This is a genomic window from Pseudomonas sp. R1-6, assembly GCF_051132115.1.
Taxonomy (GTDB): domain Bacteria; phylum Pseudomonadota; class Gammaproteobacteria; order Pseudomonadales; family Pseudomonadaceae; genus Aquipseudomonas.
In genome coordinates this window covers 2,058,659-2,074,007 of sequence record NZ_CP071662.1, presented here as the reverse complement: position 1 = coordinate 2,074,007, position 15,349 = coordinate 2,058,659, and the positions used below count along the sequence as shown (strand labels likewise).

Annotated in this window: 16 protein-coding genes; 12 read left to right on the top strand and 4 right to left on the bottom strand. The window is 58.9% G+C overall.

The window, feature by feature from the left end:
* Positions 1 to 10: 10 nt before the first annotated feature.
* Together cobF and J3P81_RS09595 are read right to left on the bottom strand one after the other, a co-directional pair.
* The gene (gene cobF / locus J3P81_RS09600; protein WP_434563393.1) at positions 11 to 766 is read right to left on the bottom strand and encodes a precorrin-6A synthase (deacetylating); all 756 of its coding nucleotides are present in this window, start codon (positions 764 to 766) and stop codon (positions 11 to 13) included.
* Entirely contained in the window at positions 763 to 1,329 is a 567-nt protein-coding gene (locus tag J3P81_RS09595; RefSeq protein ID WP_434563391.1) for a histidine phosphatase family protein, read from the bottom strand. Before J3P81_RS09595 ends, cobF begins: the two co-directional genes overlap by 4 nt.
* Positions 1,330 to 1,625: 296 nt before the next feature.
* On the opposite strand from J3P81_RS09595, the gene J3P81_RS09590 reads away from it, so the two are divergent.
* The 8 genes from J3P81_RS09590 (at position 1,626) to J3P81_RS09555 (ending at position 7,674) form a co-directional block, all read left to right on the top strand.
* Positions 1,626 to 1,838, top strand: coding sequence for a hypothetical protein (locus J3P81_RS09590; RefSeq protein ID WP_434563389.1), 213 nt, complete (start codon positions 1,626 to 1,628; stop codon positions 1,836 to 1,838).
* Positions 1,822 to 2,574 (top strand): N-formylglutamate amidohydrolase, encoded by a 753-nt coding sequence (locus tag J3P81_RS09585; RefSeq protein WP_420764589.1) that lies wholly within the window; start codon positions 1,822 to 1,824, stop codon positions 2,572 to 2,574. The genes J3P81_RS09590 and J3P81_RS09585 overlap by 17 nt, the downstream gene beginning before the upstream one ends.
* A gap of 108 nt (positions 2,575 to 2,682) precedes the next feature.
* Positions 2,683 to 3,699, top strand: coding sequence for an arginine N-succinyltransferase (locus J3P81_RS09580; RefSeq protein ID WP_434563387.1), 1,017 nt, complete (start codon positions 2,683 to 2,685; stop codon positions 3,697 to 3,699).
* Positions 3,700 to 3,757: 58 nt separating this feature from the next.
* Complete coding sequence (gene astA, locus J3P81_RS09575; RefSeq protein WP_434563385.1) at positions 3,758 to 4,792, top strand: arginine N-succinyltransferase; 1,035 nt, start codon at positions 3,758 to 3,760, stop codon at positions 4,790 to 4,792.
* Between the two features lie 196 nt (positions 4,793 to 4,988).
* Entirely contained in the window at positions 4,989 to 5,762 is a 774-nt protein-coding gene (locus J3P81_RS09570; RefSeq protein ID WP_434563383.1) for a hypothetical protein, read from the top strand.
* Positions 5,759 to 6,418: a transposase gene (locus J3P81_RS09565; protein ID WP_434563381.1), complete on the top strand. Its 660-nt coding sequence runs from the start codon at positions 5,759 to 5,761 to the stop codon at positions 6,416 to 6,418. Before J3P81_RS09570 ends, J3P81_RS09565 begins: the two co-directional genes overlap by 4 nt.
* A 17-nt stretch (positions 6,419 to 6,435) precedes the next feature.
* The gene (locus tag J3P81_RS09560; protein ID WP_420764594.1) at positions 6,436 to 6,621 is read left to right on the top strand and encodes a hypothetical protein; all 186 of its coding nucleotides are present in this window, start codon (positions 6,436 to 6,438) and stop codon (positions 6,619 to 6,621) included.
* A gap of 183 nt (positions 6,622 to 6,804) precedes the next feature.
* Complete coding sequence (locus J3P81_RS09555) at positions 6,805 to 7,674, top strand: isocitrate lyase/PEP mutase family protein (RefSeq protein ID WP_420764595.1); 870 nt, start codon at positions 6,805 to 6,807, stop codon at positions 7,672 to 7,674.
* A 141-nt stretch (positions 7,675 to 7,815) separates the two neighbouring features.
* Here the strand turns inward: J3P81_RS09555 and J3P81_RS09550 are convergent, their stop codons facing one another.
* Positions 7,816 to 9,045, bottom strand: coding sequence for an acyl-CoA dehydrogenase (locus tag J3P81_RS09550; protein WP_420764596.1), 1,230 nt, complete (start codon positions 9,043 to 9,045; stop codon positions 7,816 to 7,818).
* Between the two features lie 177 nt (positions 9,046 to 9,222).
* Here J3P81_RS09550 and J3P81_RS09545 point away from each other — a divergent pair, with 177 nt between their 5' ends.
* From J3P81_RS09545 to J3P81_RS09535, 3 genes are all read left to right on the top strand, one after another.
* On the top strand, positions 9,223 to 10,152 hold the full coding sequence (locus J3P81_RS09545; RefSeq protein WP_420764597.1) for a LysR family transcriptional regulator: 930 nt from the start codon (positions 9,223 to 9,225) through the stop codon (positions 10,150 to 10,152).
* Between the two features lie 182 nt (positions 10,153 to 10,334).
* Entirely contained in the window at positions 10,335 to 10,736 is a 402-nt protein-coding gene (locus J3P81_RS09540; protein ID WP_420764598.1) for a MerR family transcriptional regulator, read from the top strand.
* Between the two features lie 71 nt (positions 10,737 to 10,807).
* Positions 10,808 to 11,707 carry a hydroxymethylglutaryl-CoA lyase gene (locus J3P81_RS09535; protein WP_434563379.1) on the top strand — a complete coding sequence of 300 codons (900 nt, stop codon included), beginning with the start codon at positions 10,808 to 10,810 and terminating at the stop codon, positions 11,705 to 11,707.
* A 591-nt stretch (positions 11,708 to 12,298) separates the two neighbouring features.
* Here J3P81_RS09535 and J3P81_RS09530 read toward each other — a convergent pair.
* Positions 12,299 to 13,996 (bottom strand): AMP-binding protein, encoded by a 1,698-nt coding sequence (locus J3P81_RS09530; protein WP_434563377.1) that lies wholly within the window; start codon positions 13,994 to 13,996, stop codon positions 12,299 to 12,301.
* A 187-nt stretch (positions 13,997 to 14,183) separates the two neighbouring features.
* Between J3P81_RS09530 and J3P81_RS09525 the strand changes: the two genes are divergently transcribed.
* Positions 14,184 to 15,347 (top strand): isovaleryl-CoA dehydrogenase, encoded by a 1,164-nt coding sequence (locus J3P81_RS09525; RefSeq protein WP_420764601.1) that lies wholly within the window; start codon positions 14,184 to 14,186, stop codon positions 15,345 to 15,347.
* Positions 15,348 to 15,349: the final 2 nt, after the last annotated feature.

Here is a 15,349-nt window from a genome sequence, read left to right as displayed (position 1 = left end):
CTCGCGACGCTCAGCGTCTGCGCAACAAGTACGTGTCCATGATCCAGCCATTGGCCTGCCGCGCCGCCTGGCGAGTGCGTTCGATGTCATCGGCCACGTCCCCCAGCCGGCCGGCGACCAGGATTTCGTCCGCCGTCCCTACATAGGCGCCCCAGTAGATGTGCAGGTCCGGATCGCGTACCTGACGATACGCGTCCTGCGCATCGAGCATCACCACCACGCTCTCCGCGTCGCCGACCTGCCCCGCCGCCAACCGCCGGCCAGTGGTGATCTCCAGCGAACCGCCAATGGTATTCAATGACACTTTATGTCGCGCCGCGAGGGCCTGGACGCTGGTGATGCCAGGGATCACTTCGAACTCGAAAGCGCAGCGTCCCGAATCAAGGATCGCCTGGAGAATACGCAAGGTGCTGTCGTACAACGACGGGTCGCCCCACACCAGGAAACCGCCGCATTGTCCGTCCGATAACTGCTCATCGATCAGCCCTTCGAAAATGGCCTGCTTCGCCCGATTCAGCTCCGTGACAGTGCCCGCGTAGTCCGAATCGCCGCGCTCGCGCTCAGGACTGCTGGCTTCGACGAAACGGTAGGAATGGTCGGCGATATAGCGTCGACAGATCTCGCGGCGCAAGTCCAGCAACCCGTCCTTGGCAGGCCCCTTGTCCATCAGGAAAAACACATCCACCTGGTTCAAGGCCTTCACCGCCTGCATCGTCAAGTGGTCCGGATCACCTGCACCGATGCCGATCACCAAGAGTTTTTTCATGGTCGTGACTCCAAGGCTCGCAAGCGCCAAACCCCGTTGAATCGCAGGTCAACGACGCCAAGGGGTTCGATATCGATCCGGTTGAACATGGCCGGTTGGCAGCCCAGCACGTTCATCATGGCGGCGCGGATCACGAACGGATGGGTAACGGCCAACCAACGACCCGGGGTCTTTTCCAGGGACGCCAGCCAGTCACCGACGCGCCGACACAATTGGCTGACGGATTCACCGCCGTGGGGTGCGGCGTCCGGATCATCGCACCACGCCTGGAGGTGCTGCGGTTCGGTCGCGAGCAACTCGTCGATCGATGCCCCCCGCCACCGTCCGAAATCACAATCGGCCAATGCCGGGGTCACCACGGGTGAGTCACCCAACAAGGCCGCCGTCTGGCGCGTCCTCAGTTCCGGCCCGCAGAGCAGATGCCGGACATGGTGGTATTGGCGACCGATCTCGGGGCGCTTCGCCAGCCAACCGGCATCCAGCGGTTCGTCCAGGCCCAAGCGAGCGCTTTTCTGAGCGGCGGTGCGGGCGTGGCACATCAAGGTCAGGCGGGTCGCTTGCACGGGGGTTCTCGGGCGGTTGGAGGGGATCAGTGACAGGGCAATGGCGCACTTTGTTGTACAGCACCTTATATGAACTCCAATAACGTTGGACAAAAAGGCGTTATGTCCGACACCGGCAGAAGCATTACCTGACATACAAAGGCACCTCAACCAAAGCCTTGCCCTACAAGGCTTACACATAAGTTCAGACTTTTTAAACGGAACGTAAAAACCTCTGGACACGTAGCACCCGCTACCCAAATACTATTTTCGAAATGATGAAAAAAACCCAACACCCATCCAGGCAAGGAGCACGGATGCCTCTCTCCAGAGACCAGACCAGCGATCCATGCCTGGTTTTGCCGCCATCGGAAAGCCAGGCCATAGATGCCCTGCGCAGTCGGGCATTGTTCGAAGCGGTGTCCAGCCCGCTGGTTGAAGCCTGTCCAGCCTTGAAGGCCCGGGAGCCGGCCTTGACCCAGGCGTCGCCATCTGCCGAGCCTTGTGAGCACTATGCGCGAACCCATTGAATGCGCCGAATCAGGTCTGTACACCAAGCCTGCTTTCAGATTGCTGCGGGAAGAGTCGGACCATCCGCTGCTGCTGGTCTGTGAACACGCCAGCCGATTCATCCCAGGCGCGCTCAATGACCTGGGTCTGGATGAGACGGCGGCCCAGGAACATATCGCCTGGGACATCGGTGCCCTGGCCTTGGCCGAGCGGCTGTCCGAAACCCTTGGCGCGACCCTGCTGTCGGCCAACTACTCGCGACTGTTGATCGACCTGAACCGCCCATTGCACGTCCCCGACAGCATCCCGGCGCAAAGCGAGATCTACCAGATCCCCGGCAACCACTCGCTGGACGACGCCACGCGCGAATACCGCCAGCAGTGCCTGTTCCACCCTTTTCATGACCGACTGCGAACCCTGATCGACCGCCGCCTGGCTGACAACCGGGTCGTGCGGGTAGTGGGCATCCATAGTTTCACCCCGGTGTTCTACGGCCAGCCGCGCGCACTCGAGGCCGGCGTCCTGTTTGGCGAAGCCAGGGAATATGCCCAGCACATCGTCGAAGGGCTGGCCCGGCACTCGCTGCGGGTCGCCGGCAACCAGCCCTACAAGGTCAGCCCCTTGAGCGACATGACGGTTCCGGTACATGGCGACGGCCGCGGCCTGGATTCGGTGCTGATCGAAGTGCGCAACGACCAACTGCGCAGCCTCGAGTCGTTAAGGACCTGGAGCGCATACCTCGCTCCCCTGCTATAAACACGACGGTGTAGAGTTTTCAGCTGCAAAGCAACAACGCGTGGACAACGACAGTGATCGTCAAGCCCGGTGCCTATCAGCGGGTTCTTTGGAACAGGAGTGCAATCCATGCTGGCTTTACGTCCAGTTCAATTGACCGATTTGCCGCAACTGCAACAGCTGGCCCGCGATAGCCTGGTAGGCGTCACTTCGCTCCCCGACGACGTCGATCACCTGCGGGAAAAAATTCTCGCCTCGTGCGCCTCCTTCGAGGCCGAAGTGCACACCCCGGGCGGGGAGAATTATTTTTTTGTTTTGCAGGAGCTGGAATCAGGTCGCCTCGTGGGCTGTTCGGAAATTGTCGCCACCACGGGTTGCGGCGAACCATTCTACAGCCTGCGCAACCGGCCGTTTTCCAGCGAATCCCGCGAGCTGAACATCCAGCACGGCGTACCCGCGCTGTCGCTCTGCCAGGACCTCAACGGTCAGACGCTGCTGCGCGGTTTCCACATCGACGCTGCACGGGTACGCACGCCGGAGTCGGAGTTGCTTTCCCGGGCGCGGCTGATGTTCATCGGCGCCCACCCGCGGCGCTTTGCCGACTCGGTGATCACTGAGATCGTCGGTTTCAGCAGCGAGGATGGCCAGTCGCCCTTCTGGGACGCCGTCGGACAGCATTTTTTCGACCTGCCCTACACCGAGGCCGAACGTCTGTGCGGCTTGCGCAGCCGAACCTTCCTCGCAGAGCTGATGCCTCAATACCCGATCTATGTCCCGATGCTGCCCCCGGCGGCCCAGGCCTGCATAGGCCGGGTCCACCCGGACGGCCAGGAAGCCTTCGACATCCTCGAGCGCGAGGGTTTCGAAACCAACAACTACGTGGATATCTTCGACGGTGGCCCCACGCTGCACGCCCGGGTCGCGAACATCCGCTCGATCACCCAGAGTCACTTGGCTATCGCGCGCCAGAGCCGACACATCGACGCCACGGGTCGCTACCTGGTCAGCAACGATCGCCTGGGCCATTACCGAGCCATTGTCGCCGACCTGGAAGTCAACGGCGAAGGCCCTGTCCCATTGCAGCCCGATATGTTGCATGCGTTGGGCATTGCAGAGGGTGACCGGATCCGGGTGGTCCGCCTATGAGACGCCTTCGAGCCCGTCTATGGCAGCATCGCGCCCGGCATGATCAAGGAGCGACACCATGATTGTCCGCCCGGTCGCCCTGACCGACCTGCCTGCGTTGATGGACCTGGCGCGCTGCGCCGGCCCGGGGTTTACCAGCCTGCCGGCCAACGAAGAACGCCTGGCGCACCGAGTGCGCTGGGCCCAACGGACCTTCGCCGGGCAGGTGGAACGTGCCGATGCCGACTACCTGTTCGTGCTGGAGGACGACGACCGGCACGTGGTGGGTATCAGCGCGCTGACCGGCGCGGTGGGGGTGCGCGAGCCCTGGTACAACTACCGCGTGGGTGTGACCGTCAGCTCGGCGCCTGAATTGGGCATCCAGCGACAGATCCCGACGCTGTTCCTCAACAACGAAATGACCGGGCAATCGGAAATCTGCTCGCTGTTCCTTCATCCCCATCAGCGCCGTGGCCATAACGGGCGCTTGCTGTCCCTGGCGCGCCTGCTGTTCGTGGCCGAGTTTTCCCAGCTGTTTGGCGAAAAGCTGATTGCAGAATTGCGCGGTCGCGCGGACGACCAGGGCTGCTCGCCTTTCTGGGATAGCCTGGGACGACACTTCTTCAACAAGGACTTCAGCTACGCCGACCAGTTGGCTGGCATGGGCAACAAAGCCTTCATCGCCGAGCTGATGCCACGCCAACCGTTGTACACCTGCCTACTCACCGAGCAGGCCCAGGCAGCGATAGGCAAAGCGCATCCGGACACCGAACCCGCCTTGAAGATCCTCGGTGCCGAAGGCTTCGCCCACAAGGGATACGTGGACATCTTTGACGGCGGGCCGGTCATCGAGGCACCTGTCTCGAAGATCCGCAGCGTACGTGACAGCCAGCCACTGACCTTGACGATCGGCACGCCGGACGGGCAGGCGCCGGTGTGGCTGATCCACAACCGGCGCCTGGAAAGCTGCCGCGTCACCAGCGCCCGGGCCCACCTGCATGGTCAAAGCCTGCTCGTTGACCGCGCCACAGCCCAACGTCTGCAAGTGCAACCGGGCGACACGGTACGCGCCGTGACGTTGCTCAGGCCGCGAGAACAGGCCGAGGCGGCATAAATCCGCCGCCCTGTCCCGGCACTTTCCATTTACTCCTCGCGCAACGTGAGGATGTAACACTAAACAATAACAACCCTCTTTAACCAGAAAGCAACTCGATATTTCCCCGGCAATACTTGTCGACAATTAGCAAGTTGCCTCCCACCCTGTCCAACTCCATACTTTCCAACACCGACCCACTGCAACGAAAACGATCATGATCAAAAATCTAATTACCGAGATAGTTTCTCCAACGGACATTGCGGAAACAATTAAATCATTGGACATGACGTCAGAAACAAGACAACTGGTTTCTCAACTTACCGCCGCACCCGACTTTGCCAGGGAGCAATTCCGGCGGGCAACAATCATGAACGCCACCAACCCGCATACGGGAACCGTGATACTGCACCAGACGAATATAGGCAATATAAGTGTTAAATCACCTACATTCGACTCAACTTCATCGTCACTGTACTCAGTGCCCGGCCACAGCATTCTGTTCGCGCTTGACCGACCCTTCCAGATCCAGCGATACACTTTGATGGAACAGCGTATCGAAAAGGCCGATAGAGTAGTTATTGACGAAAGAAACCCGCTGATCATCGACGGCCGTCATACATTATTCGACTACATCCAAACCGACCCCAAGCCAGCCAGACTTACAGGGCGAATCAATCTGCCAAACAGAGCGGCCGATATCAGCGTATTCGATCGTGTCACGTTGAAAAAGATAGCGTGGTTGCCCCACGATGAAAGTGCCTCACGTTATCTGGTCAGCCTGGAGCTGCTCGACACAATCCAAGACCTCGATGGCGTCAAGGTCGCGGAGGAGTTGGTCTACCACTATCATCCCGCTGTGGTGTGGAAAGCCTTCCAGATACTCTACCGAGCGGACCGGCCCAAGGCGCTGGCATACGCTCCATTGCTGAAAAAACACAAAAGTGCGCGCCTGGACAGCTTGCTTCGTCCACTGGAGAAGGCCGCATGAAACTCGACACTTTCCTGGAGCGCATAAACACTTACGATCTGCAGCGTGACAAAGCCGATGTCATTGAAGACATGCGCCAGCTGGCGACGAATCGTTCTTTATTGAGTCACCATCTGCATGACGTAATACAGAGAGATGGTTTCGCCATCCGCAACAATATCTACAATGCCTATGCCTTTGTACTGCACAGCAACGATGAGTTTACCCTGCGCCTGGGATTCTGGGCACCCGTGGAAACACATGACGAGAGCAAGACTTTCATCTACAACCTGAACCACAATCATGACTTCGACATGTATGCGGTGGGCTATAGCGGAGATGGTTATACAACGGTTGTCCGCGAAATACTTGATGAACTTCCCTTACAAATGGGCAAGGTGCCCAGATTAGGTAAGGAACGAAGCGTAAAACTGGCGCCAGGCGAAGTTTTATACATGCCTGCATTTCGAGAGATCCACAAACAGATCGCGCCTCGGTCAATGTCTGCATCGTTGAGTCTGCTCATTCATCCTGAACACTCGATCAGACCGGACGAAGCCTGGTGTTTCGATGAAAACTATAAGCCGTTTTACCCCGGCGTAGCTGCGCAAGAGACAGCGTTATTCAAAGACACGCTGTCGTTGCTCAACCCCGGGCAGTCATTGGCTGCCCTATAACCAAAAGAGGAAAAAACATGGATAACCTGATGAACAACTGGGACCAAGCGCCTTTGCTGCGAGCCGGTACGGATGCGGTGGATACCGCTGTCCAATTGACGAACGAGAACGAAGTCTTCTGCACTATTCCCTTCTCGACCCGCTTCAACGTTGGAAACATTCACGAGATCAAGAAGATGTGGGGGGAAACGACCCTGTCCTGACATCGTTTAAGCTGTAGGCACTCGCCAGGCTACAGGCCTTCCGGTCTGTGGCCTTTTTTGGTGCACTGCAAAGCATGGCCCATGCACATTCGTCATCATCTTTGTGCCTGCCGCATGATAGCCTTTGGTTTTTCGGCGTTGACACTTTTGCTCAAGCCCTTCCATTCCATTGGTGGAACTTATATGTCCAGGCTTTCCCATCAAGATTTGCGTCGCAACTTCCGCCAATTGCTGGCTTCCGACACGTGCTACCACACTGCGTCCGTGTTCGACCCGATGTCAGCGCGCATAGCCGCAGACCTGGGATTCGAAGTGGGGATCCTCGGCGGCTCGGTCGCTTCATTGCAAGTGTTGGCCGCGCCGGATTTTGCCTTGATCACTCTCAGTGAATTTGCCGAACAGGCTACCCGCATCGGTCGCGTGGCCCAGCTGCCGGTGATCGCCGACGCTGACCACGGCTACGGCAACGCGCTGAACGTGATGCGCACGATCATCGAGCTCGAACGCGCCGGCATTGCCGCGCTGACGATCGAAGACACCCTGCTGCCCGCCCAGTTCGGCCGCAAGTCCACGGACCTCATCAGCGTGGCCGAAGGCGTCGGCAAGATCCGCGCCGCCCTGGAGGCCCGCGTCGATTCGGAGATGGCCATCATCGCCCGGACCAACGCGGGAATACTGCCGGTTCAGGAAATCATCAGCCGCACCCAACAATACGAACGTGCCGGCGCCGATGGGATCTGCATGGTCGGGGTACAGGACTTCGAGCATCTGGAAAAGATCAGCGAGAACCTGAACGTGCCGCTGATGCTGGTCACTTACGGCAACCCGCTGCTGCGTGACGACAAACGCCTGGCCGAGCTGGGTGTACGGATCACCATTGATGGCCACGGCGCCTATTTCGCCGCGATCAAGGCCACTTATGACAGCCTGCGGGAACAGCGCCAGATCTTTACCCAGGCGTCGGACCTGAGCGCCACCGAACTGACCCACACCTACACCCAGCCCGAGGAGTACATCCGTTGGGCCGAGGAATACATGAGCGTCAAGGAATAAGCTCATTCATCGTCCAAAAAAGACGGCCATCGCGAGCAAGCTCGCTCCCAAGGTGCTTGCGGTGAACGCCAATGCTGCGTTCATCCAACAAACTCAGTGGGAGCGAGCCTGTTCGCGATTACGTGTCAGTGTGAAGAAGCTTCAATGCCCGCTGCGCAACATCTCCTTGGGCACATACTTGCCGATCTCGAACTTGCCGATGGCGGCGCGGTGGACTTCATCCGGGCCGTCGGCCAGGCGCAACGTTCGCTGCATGGCATACATGTAGGCCAGCGGAAAGTCGTTGGAAACCCCAGCCCCGCCATGAATCTGGATCGCCCGGTCGATGACCTTCAGCGCCACGTTCGGCGCAACGACCTTGATCTGGGCGATTTCGCTCTTGGCCACTTTGTTGCCGACCGTGTCCATCATATAGGCCGCCTTCAACGTCAACAGGCGAGCCATGTCGATTTCCATCCGCGAATCGGCGATCTTGTCGATGTTGCCACCCAAGCGCGCCAGTGGCTTGCCGAAGGCGGTGCGACTGATGGCCCGCTGGCACATCAATTCCAATGCGCGCTCCGCCATGCCGATGGAGCGCATGCAGTGATGAATCCGGCCCGGGCCGAGGCGGCCCTGGGCAATTTCGAAACCGCGGCCCTCGCCTAGCAGGACGTTTTCGTACGGCACCCGCACGTTGTCGAACAGCACTTCGGCGTGGCCATGGGGCGCGTCGTCGTAACCGAACACCGGCAATGGCCGGACGATCTTGACCCCGGGCGTGTCCACCGGCACCAGGATCATCGAATGCTGGGCGTGACGAGGTGCATCGGGATTGCTCAGGCCCATGAAGATCAGGATCTTGCAGCGCGGGTCGCAGGCGCCTGAGGTCCACCACTTTTTACCGTTGATGACCCACTGGTCTCCATCGCGCTCGGCACGGGCGGCCATGTTGGTGGCATCCGACGAAGCGACGTCCGGTTCAGTCATGGCGAAGGCCGAGCGAATCTCTCCCCGCAGCAACGGTTCCAGCCAGCGCTGCTTTTGTTCTTCATTGGCGTAACGCACCAGCACTTCCATGTTGCCGGTGTCCGGCGCCGAGCAGTTGAACGGCTCCGGCCCCAGCAGCGAGCGCCCCATGATCTCCGCCAGCGGCGCATATTCAAGGTTGGTCAAGCCTGCGCCCAGTTCGGATTCCGGCAGGAACAGATTCCACAGCCCTTCGGCCCGGGCCTTGGCCTTCAGCTCCTCCATGATCGCGGTGGGTTGCCAACGGTCACCTTCGGCCACTTGTCGTTCGAATACCGCTTCGGCCGGGTAGACATGCGCATCCATGAACGCCGTAACGCGTTCACGCAGCTCCTGAACCTTGGGGGAATAGGCAAAATCCATGGGCAGCACCTTCTTGGCAGAGGTTGTTTTTAGGTCATGGAATCGATGCTAGTTGAGCTACGAAAATTTACCTAACCTATTCTCGGCGTGTATTAACATTCATCACCGATATATGGTTCACTGATTTGCATTGCCACCCGGCACCTCATACAAGCCCAAGAATAAGAGTGCAGCGCCATGAATCTGAGCAAGGTCGACCTCAACCTTTTCATTGTCTTCGATGCGATCTACACCGAAGCCAACCTGACCCGTGCCGGGCAGATCGTCGGCATCACTCAGCCGGCCGTGTCCAATGCCCTGGCGCGTTTGCGCGAGACTTTCAATGATCCGCTGTTCGTGCGCACCGCCCAGGGCATGGTGCCTACACCGATGGCCCAGAATATTATCGGGCCGGTGCGCAACGCCCTGTCGCTGCTGCGGGTATCGGTACAGGAAAGTCGGATCTTCAACCCACTGCAAGCCGTCAAGACCTACCGCATCAGCATGACCGACCTCACCGAGGGCGTGATCCTGCCGCCACTGTTCCAGCGCCTGCGTCGCCTGGCGCCGACCGTGGCTATCGAGAGTTTCCTGTCCAAGCGCCGGGAGACCACCAAGGAGCTGGCCGCCGGACGCCTGGACTTCGCGGTGGACGCCCCGCTCAACACCGACCCACAAGTACGCCACGTCAAGCTGATGGAGGACCGTTACGTCTGCGCCATGCGCAAGGGCCATCCGCTGGCGAACAAGGAAAAACTCAGCCTCGACGATTACCTGGCCCAGACCCACGTGCATATTTCCAGTCGCCGCAACGGCCTGGGTTACGTGGACCTGGCACTCGGCAAAATGGGCATACAGCGCAAGATTGCCCTGCGTTCGCAGCATTATCTGATGGCGTCCCAGGTGCTCCAGCAGACCGATATGGTCATGACTGTTCCGGAGCGCTTCACGCGCCGTCATGACCTGCATGCGGTCCACGTGCCCGTCAACGATGTGCCGCCAGTGGAAACCCATCTCTACTGGCACGAAAGCACCGACCAGGACCCGGCCAATCGTTGGATGCGCGAGCAGATCATCGAACTGTGCCAGCAGGTGACGGCCCATGAGAAGAAGCTCGATAAGGTTTAGCCTGTCCAATGTGGGAGCGAGCCTGCTCGCGATAGCGTCGGATCAGTCACTATTCATATTGGCTGGACTACCGCTTTCGCGAGCAGGCTCGCTCCCACAGGTTTCGTCGACAGCTCATTGCTTGACGTGAACGTCAACCTGCAATTAGCTTAGCGCCAACTCCTATCGTTTCGAGCGCTTCCATGAGCAGCCTGACCTACAGCATCTCCGATCTCGCCCGCGAGTTGGATATCACCACTCGAGCCATCCGCTTCTATGAAGAACAGGGTCTTTTGCGTCCGGAGCGCCGAGGCCAGGAACGTGTTTACTCGCCACGGGACAAAGTCAGCCTGAAACTGATCCTGCGGGGCAAACGCATTGGGTTTTCCCTCGCTGAATGCCGTGAGCTGATCGAGCTGTACGACCCCACCAGCGGCAATCAGAAACAGTTGCACAGCATGCTGGCGAAAATTGCCGAGCGTCGTGAGCAACTCGAACAGCAGCTGTTGGACATCGAACAGATGAAACTGGAACTCGACACCGCCGAGGAACGTTGCATCCAGGCGCTGGAACAGACGCTCAAGGGCGAGGAAACCGTCCAGTAACACAACAGTTATCCAGTGGGAGCGAGCAAGCTCGCTTCCACACCGAGCCCATTCACCACAGGTCAATCCCCATGTCCCTGCCCTCTTTTGTACGCCTGATCGAAGTCGGCCCCCGCGACGGGCTGCAGAATGAATCGCAACCCATCAGCGTCACCGACAAGGTGCGCCTGGTGGATGCCTTGAGCGCCGCGGGCCTCGGTTACATCGAGGTTGGCAGTTTTGTCTCGCCCAAATGGGTGCCGCAAATGGCCGGCTCGGCCGAGGTGTTCGCGCAGATTCAGCGCAAGCCCGGTGTGACCTACGGCGCGTTGGCGCCGAACCTGCGGGGGTTCGAGGACGCGCTTGCGGCAGGCGTCAAGGAGGTTGCGGTGTTCGCGGCGGCATCCGAAGCATTTTCCCAACGCAACATCAATTGCTCCATCAAGGAAAGCCTGGAACGTTTCGCCCCGATCATGGAGGCCGCACAGCGCAACGGTGTCAACGTACGCGGGTACGTGTCGTGTGTGCTGGGCTGTCCTTATGAAGGCGCGGTCGAACCCGAGCAAGTGGCCTGGGTCGCCCGGGAGCTGTACGACATGGGCTGCTACGAGGTTTCCCTCGGCGACACCATCGGGACGGGCACCGCCGGCGCCACACGCAGGATGTTTGAAGTGGTTTCGGGTGACGTTCCCCGGGAAAAACTCGCGGGACACTTCCATGACACCTATGGCCAGGCAATGGCCAACGTCTACGCCAGCCTTCTGGAAGGTATCGCCGTGTTCGACAGTTCCATTTCCGGCTTGGGCGGCTGTCCCTATGCCAAGGGCGCCAGCGGTAACGTCGCCACCGAGGACGTGCTTTACCTGCTCAAGGGGCTGGGTATCGAAACCGGTATCGACCTGGACGCACTGATTGCCGCGGGCCAGCAGATTTGTGACGTGCTGGGCCGCCCCACCGGTTCGCGTGTTGCAAAGGCGCGGTTGGCGCAGTGAGGTGTTACCGCCCTCGTCTGTAACGGGGGTGAAACGAGTAACACGGAAACAATTTGTCTGGGAATGGCCGTCCTGATTTTTTCGAGAAAATCACAAGTCATTGTTCTATATAGATTTTTTAAAGTTGGCACGCCACCTGCTATATCTCCTGCACAACAAGAATAAAAAAAAGCGACAAACCCAATAAAAACAAGACGAAACGACTCTGGCATAACAAAAACAACACGGCAGAGACGCAGCTAACAGATTTTTTTGGAGAAGATGTGCTTTTCAGGGTGCTTTCAGGAGCAACCCGCAACCGGGCAGAGAACAATAAAACTACCTTCAGGTAGCGCCCGAATCGGTTGGATCGCCAGGCGAAAAAGCAGATCAGCGCTCAAAAAAATACGTTTGCTCTTGATCCCGGATGGGGATCGCCAAAAACAGCGGTAAAGGGTCACGGCTGCCAAAAACAACAACAGGCCGCCCCTCAATAATAAAAAAAGAGCACGCGACGACAAAATTAAAGGGGAGCCTCGGCTCCCCTTTGTGCTGTCTGGCGTTTGGGTTTTCCTGCGGGAGCGAGCAAGCTCGCCCCCACAGGGAACTTACTCAGCCATTGCTATCGCTCAGTTCTTCGATGCTGATTTCCCGCATGCGAAATTTCTGGATCTTGCCCGTGACCGTCATGGGGAATTCTTCGACGAACTTGAAATGCCGCGGCGTCTTGAAGTGAGCAATTCGCTCCTTGCACCACGCTTGCAGCTCTTGCTCGGAGGCGCTGTGCCCGGGGTGGAACTTGATCCAGGCTACGATCTCTTCGCCATAACGCGAGCAAGGTATGCCAATCACTTGTACGTCGGCCACTGCGGGATGAGTGAAAAAGAATTCTTCCAACTCCCGAGGATAAACATTCTCTCCACCACGGATGATCATGTCCTTGTTGCGCCCGACGATACGCACGTAACCCTGCCCGTCCATGATCGCCAGGTCGCCGGTGTGCATCCAGCCTTGCGAGTCGATGGCTTCGGCACTGCCCTTGGGATTATTCCAGTAGCCGAGCATCACGCTGTAGCCTCGCGTACACAACTCACCGATGGTGCCGCGAGGGACGATTTCCCCCGCCTGGTCGATGATCTTGCTTTCCAGTTGCGGCTGAGTGCGGCCGACGGTAGTGACGCGTAATTCCAATTCATCTGTAGGACCAGTCTGCAACGACACCGGACTGGTTTCCGTCATGCCGTAGGCAATTTGCACCTCAGCCATGTGCATCTCGTTGATGACTCGCCGCATCACCTCGATGGGGCACGTAGCGCCGGCCATGATCCCGGTACGCAGGCTGGACAGGTCGAAATCCCCCCGTTGCGGCTGGTCCAGCATGGCAATGAACATGGTGGGCACACCATACAACGCGGTGGCTTTTTCCTCGGCCACGGTGCGCAGGGTCAGCAACGGATCGAACGCGTCGTTGGGGTAGATCATGGTGCTGGCGTGCGTCACGCAACCCAGGTTGCCCATGACCATGCCAAAACAGTGATACAGCGGCACTGGGATCACCAAGCGATCGCCAGCGCTCAGGCCGAGGCTTTCACCCACCATGTAGCCGTTGTTGAGAATATTGTGATGACTGAGGGTCGCCCCCTTGGGAAACCCGGTGGTCCCGGAGGTGTACTGGATATTCACGGGCTGATCGAAACGCAGGCTGGCCTGGCGCTCGGCCAGTTGCCCTGGCGACACCGAGGCACCCAGGGCCGTCAACTGCGACCAAGGCAGGAAGCCTGAGGGGGGCTGCGGATCGAGGCTGATCACACCGCGCAGATCCGCAAGGCGCTCGCTGTGCAAATGCCCGATAGGTTGCTCTGCCAGTTCCGGCGCCAATGCTTGCAACATGGCATGGTAATCCGAGGTCTTGAATGACCCCGCGCACACCAGCCACTGGCAGCCGGACTGCTTGAGTACGTACTCCAGTTCGGAGGCACGATACGCCGGGTTGATATTGACGAGAATCACGCCGATCTTCGCACTGGCGAACTGACTCACGCACCACTGCGCACAGTTGGGCGCCCATATGCCCAGGCGATCGCCTGTCTTCAACCCCAACGCCAAAAAAGCCCGTGCGTGTAAGTCGACCACTTCGGCCAGTTCGTGCCACTTGTAGCGCAGCGACTGGTGACGAACCACCAGTGCTTCGCCATCAGGGCATCGAGCCACGGTCTGGTCGAATGCTTGGCCAATGGTCTGCTCCAACAAGGACTTGGCTTGGCTCCCTCGGGTGTAGCTCGATTGCGCTTGCGAACCGGGTTGATCCATGACGACCCCTCTTGTCTTTATTCGGTGGGTGTATCGGCAATTTCCGTAGGAAAGCGGCCTTACTCTCGCCCAAGTTGACGTTAACGTAAAGAGCGATTGACAGCCATCCGTCACAAGCTTACGTTAACGTAAAGGTGAGAGCAGTCCTGCTACTTTCCGCACCCGACAAAAAAACAAAAGGTGTCCCATGAGCTACCCATCCCTGAATTTTGCCCTTGGCGAAACCATCGATATGTTGCGCGACCAGGTCCAGTCCTTCGTCAAGGCCGAGCTGGCGCCTAGGGCAGCCCAGATCGACATCGACAATCTGTTCCCTGCCGACATGTGGCGCAAATTCGGCGACATGGGCCTGCTGGGCATCACTGTGCCGGAAGAATACGGCGGTGCCGGCCTGGGCTATCTGGCCCACGTGGTCGCCATGGAGGAAATCAGCCGCGGCTCGGCCTCGGTCGCCCTTTCCTACGGCGCCCACTCCAACCTGTGCGTCAATCAAATCAACCGCAACGGCACCCATGAGCAAAAGAGCAAGTACCTGCCCAAGCTCATCAGTGGCGAACATGTCGGCGCCCTCGCCATGAGCGAACCGAATGCCGGCTCCGACGTGGTTTCCATGAAACTGCGCGCCGAAAAACGTGGCGACCGCTTTGTGCTCAACGGCAGCAAGACCTGGATCACCAACGGGCCCGATGCCAACACCTACGTCATTTACGCCAAGACTGACCTGGAAAAAGGCCCTCATGGCATCACTGCGTTCATCGTCGAACGCGACTGGAAAGGCTTCAGCCGCAGCAACAAATTCGACAAGCTCGGCATGCGCGGCTCCAACACATGCGAGTTGTTTTTCGATGACGTCGAAGTGCCCGAGGAAAATATCCTCGGCGTGCTCAATGGTGGCGTGAAAGTGTTGATGAGCGGCCTCGACTACGAGCGCGTGGTCTTGTCCGGTGGCCCGACCGGCATCATGCAGGCGTGCATGGACCTGATCGTTCCGTACATCCACGACCGCAAGCAGTTCGGCCAGAGCATCGGCGAATTTCAGTTGATCCAAGGCAAGGTCGCCGACATGTACACCCAGCTCAACGCCAGCCGCGCCTATCTGTACGCAGTGGCCCAGGCGTGCGAGCGCGGCGAAACCACCCGCAAGGACGCCGCCGGGGTGATCCTCTACAGCGCCGAGCGCGCCACGCAGATGGCCCTCGATGCCATCCAGATATTGGGCGGCAACGGCTACATCAATGAATTCCCGGCTGGTCGTCTTCTGCGTGACGCCAAGCTGTACGAAATCGGCGCGGGCACCAGTGAGATTCGTCGGATGTTGATTGGCCGCGAACTGTTCAACGAAACCCGCTAACG

Excerpts from the sequence above, each read along its gene's own strand:
- cobF (WP_434563393.1), bottom strand. The coding sequence starts at position 766 with ATGAAAAAACTCTTGGTGATCGGCATCGGTGCAGGTGATCCGGACCAC.
- J3P81_RS09590 (WP_434563389.1), top strand. The coding sequence starts at position 1,626 with ATGCCTCTCTCCAGAGACCAGACCAGCGATCCATGCCTGGTTTTGCCG.
- J3P81_RS09585 (WP_420764589.1), top strand. The coding sequence starts at position 1,822 with ATGCGCGAACCCATTGAATGCGCCGAATCAGGTCTGTACACCAAGCCT.
- J3P81_RS09580 (WP_434563387.1), top strand. The coding sequence starts at position 2,683 with ATGCTGGCTTTACGTCCAGTTCAATTGACCGATTTGCCGCAACTGCAA.
- astA (WP_434563385.1), top strand. The coding sequence starts at position 3,758 with ATGATTGTCCGCCCGGTCGCCCTGACCGACCTGCCTGCGTTGATGGAC.
- J3P81_RS09570 (WP_434563383.1), top strand. The coding sequence starts at position 4,989 with ATGATCAAAAATCTAATTACCGAGATAGTTTCTCCAACGGACATTGCG.
- J3P81_RS09565 (WP_434563381.1), top strand. The coding sequence starts at position 5,759 with ATGAAACTCGACACTTTCCTGGAGCGCATAAACACTTACGATCTGCAG.
- J3P81_RS09560 (WP_420764594.1), top strand. The coding sequence starts at position 6,436 with ATGGATAACCTGATGAACAACTGGGACCAAGCGCCTTTGCTGCGAGCC.
- J3P81_RS09555 (WP_420764595.1), top strand. The coding sequence starts at position 6,805 with ATGTCCAGGCTTTCCCATCAAGATTTGCGTCGCAACTTCCGCCAATTG.
- J3P81_RS09550 (WP_420764596.1), bottom strand. The coding sequence starts at position 9,045 with ATGGATTTTGCCTATTCCCCCAAGGTTCAGGAGCTGCGTGAACGCGTT.
- J3P81_RS09545 (WP_420764597.1), top strand. The coding sequence starts at position 9,223 with ATGAATCTGAGCAAGGTCGACCTCAACCTTTTCATTGTCTTCGATGCG.
- J3P81_RS09540 (WP_420764598.1), top strand. The coding sequence starts at position 10,335 with ATGAGCAGCCTGACCTACAGCATCTCCGATCTCGCCCGCGAGTTGGAT.
- J3P81_RS09535 (WP_434563379.1), top strand. The coding sequence starts at position 10,808 with ATGTCCCTGCCCTCTTTTGTACGCCTGATCGAAGTCGGCCCCCGCGAC.
- J3P81_RS09530 (WP_434563377.1), bottom strand. The coding sequence starts at position 13,996 with ATGGATCAACCCGGTTCGCAAGCGCAATCGAGCTACACCCGAGGGAGC.
- J3P81_RS09525 (WP_420764601.1), top strand. The coding sequence starts at position 14,184 with ATGAGCTACCCATCCCTGAATTTTGCCCTTGGCGAAACCATCGATATG.